The organism is Pseudomonadota bacterium (assembly GCA_030860485.1).
GTDB lineage: Bacteria > Pseudomonadota > Gammaproteobacteria > JACCXJ01 > JACCXJ01 > JACCXJ01.
This window is the reverse complement of sequence record JALZID010000057.1, coordinates 1-5,000: the sequence shown is the minus strand read 5'-3', so window position 1 is coordinate 5,000 and position 5,000 is coordinate 1. Positions and strand designations below refer to the sequence as shown.

The 5,000-nt window shown below is 66.7% G+C and carries 4 protein-coding genes (1 of these 4 running past the window's edge); 1 reads left to right on the top strand and 3 read right to left on the bottom strand.

Going from position 1 to position 5,000, the window contains the following annotated elements; genetic code table 11:
• Together M3461_03120 and ccsA are read right to left on the bottom strand one after the other, a co-directional pair.
• Nucleotides 1-1,283: the 5' portion of a sodium-translocating pyrophosphatase gene (locus tag M3461_03120; GenBank protein ID MDQ3773421.1), read on the bottom strand. 757 nt of this gene lie to the left of the window's left edge; only the first 1,283 of its 2,040 coding nucleotides appear in the window; the start codon lies at nt 1,281-1,283; its stop codon lies off the left edge, out of view.
• Nucleotides 1,284-1,611: 328 nt separating this feature from the next.
• Nucleotides 1,612-2,424 carry a cytochrome c biogenesis protein CcsA gene (gene ccsA / locus M3461_03115; protein MDQ3773420.1) on the bottom strand — a complete coding sequence of 271 codons (813 nt, stop codon included), beginning with the start codon at nt 2,422-2,424 and terminating at the stop codon, nt 1,612-1,614.
• Between the two features lie 128 nt (nt 2,425-2,552).
• Between ccsA and ffh the strand changes: the two genes are divergently transcribed.
• Nucleotides 2,553-3,914, top strand: a complete 1,362-nt coding sequence (gene ffh / locus M3461_03110) for a signal recognition particle protein (protein MDQ3773419.1) — start codon at nt 2,553-2,555, stop codon at nt 3,912-3,914.
• A gap of 155 nt (nt 3,915-4,069) precedes the next feature.
• On the opposite strand, the gene M3461_03105 is transcribed toward ffh, so the two are convergent.
• Nucleotides 4,070-5,000, bottom strand: a 931-nt coding sequence (locus M3461_03105) for a cytochrome P450 (protein ID MDQ3773418.1), incomplete at its 5' end; no start/stop codon positions are given.

Genomic DNA, 5,000 nt, shown 5'->3' with positions numbered 1-5,000 from the left:
CCGGCATTGTCGGTGATGGGGCCGTAGGCATCGAGGGCCACGATGATCCCGGTCATGGACAGCATGCTGGTCGCGGCGATGGCGATCCCGTAGAGCCCGCTGAGCTCATACGCCAGGAAGATGCTGGCGCAGACCAAAAGGACCGGATACGCCGTGGCCCTCATAGAGACGCCGAGGCCGGCGATGATGTTGGTGGCATGGCCGGTGGTCGAGGCCTCGGCGATGTGGCGCACCGGCGGATATTGGGTGCCGGTGTAGTACTCCGTGACGTAGACGAGACCCGCCGTGAGCGCGAGACCTACGAGCGCCGAGAGGTACACCTGCACCACGCCGTACTCCTCGACCCCCCACATCATGAACACCGTGACCGGTAGGTAGGCGACGGCCGCGAGGCCGCCCGCGACGATGAGGCCGCGATACAGGGCGTCCATGATCTTGCCCTCGCCGGTGATCTTGACGAAGAAGGTGCCGATGACCGAGGCGATGATCGACACCCCGCCCAAGACCAGCGGGTAGAGCACGGCACTCGTGACCGCGCTCTTGACCAAGAGTCCGCCGAGCAGCATGGTCGCGATCACCGTGACCGCATAGGTCTCGAACAGATCCGCGGCCATGCCGGCGCAGTCGCCGACATTGTCCCCGACGTTATCGGCGATGACCGCCGGGTTGCGCGGATCGTCCTCCGGGATCCCGGCCTCGACCTTGCCGACGAGGTCCGCGCCGACATCCGCGCCCTTGGTGAAGATCCCTCCGCCCAGACGCGCGAAGATCGAGATGAGCGAGCCCCCGAAGCCCAGGCCCACGAGCGGCGCCAGCTCGACCGTGGCCCCGTCCGGGGTCAGCGCCGCGAGGATCCCGTAGTAGCCGGCGACGCCCAGAAGCCCCAAACCCACCACCAAAAGGCCCGTGATCGCCCCGCCGCGGAAGGCCAAGGTCAACGCCGCGTTGAGCCCGTGCCTGGCGGCCTCGGCGGTGCGCAGGTTGGCGCGTACCGAGATGTTCATGCCGATGTAGCCGGTCGCGCCGGAGAGGACGGCACCCACCAGGAATCCGAAGGCGGTCTTCCAGTCGAGGGTCATCCCGATGAGCAGGAACAAGGCCCCACCGACTTTGGCGATGGTCGTGTACTGGCGATTCAGATAGGCGGAGGCGCCCTGCTGGATCGCGGCGGCGATCTCGCGCATGCGCTCGTTGCCCTCGGGATGGTCGAGCACCCAGCGCACCGATAAGGCGCCATACGCCACGGCCAGGACCCCGCACACCAGCGCGAAGGCGAGCGCCATGGATCCGATAATGAGCCCCAGGACCACCACGGCGGCGAGGCCGCCGCCCACGAAGATCAGGACCTCTCGGTTCAGGTGGCCCACGGCCTCTGTCTGCACATTGGTGGCGATGTCACGAACGGTCAGAGCGAACGACATGGATGTCCCCTTTTGGTGTTTCAAGGAGTTATGAAAAAGGGGCGGTGGGCCCCTTTAGGATCCGGCGCATGGTACTGGAATCGCGCAGGGCTGCAAACCCTTGCACGCGGTGGAGGAGGCCGCGTACCAGGGATTGAGGGACGAACCCGGCTAGGGACGCGAATGGGCCGGGCGACGAGGTCGGCGGGTTCTAGACGCGGTGGAGGATCAGCTCCAGGACGACTTTGCTGCCGAAGTAGGCGAGCATAAGGGAGGCGAACCCGCCGAGCGTGCAGCGGATGGCCGTGCGTCCGCGCCAGCCGTAGCGCCAGCGGCCAAATAGCAACACGGCGAACACCAGCCAGGCGACGAGCGACAGCACCGTCTTGTGCACCAGGTGCTGGGCGAAGATGTCGTTCAGGAACATCATCCCGCTCATGAGGCCCAGGCTCAAGAGGAAGAACCCGGCCCCGATGAGCTGGAACATGAGGCCCTCGAGCGTCTGGAGCGGGGGCAACACCTGCACCGCGCGCAGCGGGCGGCGGGCGCGCAGGAGGTGGTCCTCGACGGCCAGCACCCCGGCCTCCAGCGCCGCCAGCATCAACAAGCTGTAGGCGAGGATGGAGAGCAGGATATGGCCCTGCAGACCGGCGGGTGCCGATGCCGAAAGGGCATACCGGGTGGGAAAGATGAGCTCCATGCCAATGCATAGCGCCGCGAGTGGCAGGAGCACGACGGCGAGGTTTTCGAGCGGCCGCCGCCAGGTGGCGATGAGGATGATCGCGGCCATGACGAAGGCCACCAGCGACGCCGCATTGAAGACGCCGAGGTTGAACCCGCTGGCGGTGACGATGCCCTGGTAGAGAATGAAGCCGTGAAAGGGGAGGGCGAGGAACCCGAGCAGGCGTTCCGCCGGGTTGCCCGGCGGCTCCCCGCGGGTACGGCGCAGGATCTCCAAGCAGAGCCGCGCCGCCGCCACGACATAGAGTATGATCGCGGTCAGGCCGATCGCCAGGGTGTTCATGAACGCTCGCGTGAAGGGGCCGGCATGATGACACAAAGGCCGCGCTCGGAAAAGACGAGCGGGGCTCGCAAGTCCATTCGCCGGAGCAATCCCCCCCAGGGTAATCCCCCAGACGGTAATCCTGATCCATGTTCGATAATCTCACGGGACGCCTTGCGCGCATCGTCCGCGATCTGCGCGGGCAGGGGCGCCTGAGCGAAGAAAACATCCAGGCGACCCTGCGCGAGCTGCGCCTGGCGTTCCTGGAGGCCGATGTGGCCCTGCCGGTGGTGCGCGGTTTCATCGAGCACATTCGGGCGCGGGCGGTCGGGCAGGAGGTGCTGCAGAGCCTGACCCCTGGGCAGGCCCTCATCCGCATCGTGCGCGACGAGCTGACCACGCTCATGGGCGAGCGCTGCGAGGAATTGAGCCTCCACCAGGCGCCGCCCAATGTGGTGATGGTGGCCGGGCTCCAGGGCTCGGGCAAGACCACGACCGTTGCCAAGCTCGCGCGCCGCCTCAAAGCAGAGGACAAGAAGTCAGTGTTTCTCGCCTCCTGCGATGTCCACCGCCCGGCGGCCATCGACCAGCTCGCCGTCTTGGCGCGCGAGATCGGCGTGGACTGCTTCCCGGCCGATCCGAAAGACGGCGCGGTGGCGATCGCGGAGGCGGCGCTCGGGCAGGCGCGCAAGGGATTCTACGACGTCTTCCTCGTGGACACCGCCGGGCGTCTGCACATCGACAGCGAGATGATGGACGAGGTCAAGCGCCTCCATGCGGTCCTGAATCCGATCGAGACCCTGTTCGTAGTGGACAGCATGAGCGGCCAGGATGCCGCCACGACCGCCCGTGCCTTCCACGAGGCCCTGCCTCTGACCGGCGTGATCCTGACCAAGGCCGACGGCGATGCGCGCGGGGGCGCGGCGCTCTCGGTGCGTTTCATTACCGGCCAGCCCATCAAGTTCGTGGGCATGGGCGAGAAGACCGGCGCGCTCGAGCCCTTCTATCCCGATCGCATCGCGACCCGCATCCTCGGCATGGGCGATGTCCTGGGGCTCATCGAGGAGGTGGAGCGCCGCGTCGATCGCCAGGAGGCCGAGAAGCTGGCGGAGCGCCTGAAAAAAGGCCAGGGCTTCGATCTGGAGGACTTCCGTGTCCAGCTCAAACAGATGCGCGGGATGGGCGGCATCGGCGGGCTCATGAGCAAGCTGCCGGGCGTATCCGATCTGCCGAAGCCCGTGCAGGACCGGATGGACGACAAAGAATTGATCCGGCTCGAGGCGATCATCGATTCGATGACCCCCGGCGAGCGCCGTTTCCCCGACCTCATCAAGGCCTCGCGCAAGCGCCGCATCTCCGCGGGCTCCGGCACCGAGGTCCAGGACGTCAACCGCCTGCTCAAGCAATTCACCCAGATCCAGAAGACCATGAAACGCGCCTCGAAGAAAGGCGGTCTCCAGAAGCTCATGCGCGCCATGGGCGGGCGCCTGCCGCCGGGGCTGCCGCATTGAGAGCGCTACGCCACTGTGCGGCGGCCTGCGCGTCTCTTGCGATCGTCTCGGCGTGGCACCGGGCTCGGACGTGCGGTGGCAGCTACAGCCAGTGCGCTCGATGTCCTCGTCCCTGATCGGGTAGTCGAGCTGTTCGCTTGCCTCCCCCACTGCGATCACCGCAACCTGAGCGGCAGGCTGCGCAACCCGCGCAGCGGGTGCGTCGGCTTGTACCGCAGCTCCGAGCGGGCGACGGCCAGCTCGATGTGCTCGAACCGCTGCACCAACGCGGCGAGCGCCGTCCTGCCTTCGAGGCGCGCCAGCTCGCTGCCGAGGCAGTAGTGCGCCCCGAACCCGAACGTGATGTGACGGTTCGGGTCGCGACCGAGGTCGAGCACGTCCGGGTGGTCGAACACGCCTTCGTCACGATTGGCGGAGATGATCATCCCGAGCACGTTGCTCCCCTTCGGGAGGGTCACGCCTGCGACCTCGACATCCTCCAACGCGATCCGGGCCGCGCCGCACGGCGTCGGAGTGGTGTAGCGGAGGAGCTCCTCGACGGCGGTGTCGATCAGCTTCGGGTTCTCTCGCAGACGCATCAACTGCTCAGGGTTGTCGAGGAGCGCGAGCGTGGCACTGCCGATGAGGTTCGCGGTGCTCTCGTGACCAGCGAGCAACAGCAGGAAGATCATCGCGAGGACCTCCTGATCGTTGAGGTGGTCGCCTTCTTCCTTGGCCCGCACCAGGGCTGATATGAGCCGATCATCGGGCTCGGCCCGACGCTGCTCGGCGAGCCGCTCGAACAGCCGCATCATCCGCTGCCCGTTCGGAAGCGCACGGATGAGCTGGATCGGGCCCGCGACGGCACCCGCGGAGAACCGCTTCATCCAGATGTGGAACTGGTCGCGGTCGGCGTCACTGACCCCGAGCATCTCGGCGATCACCGACAGGGGAAGGGGTACGGCGTACTGCTCCACCAAGTCGACGACGTCACGGCCATCCAGATCATCGAGGAGCACGGCGACGGTCCGCTCGATGTCGTCCGCCATGCGTTGGACCATCTTCGGGGTGAACGCCTTGTTGACGAGACCACGCAGCCGCTTGTGG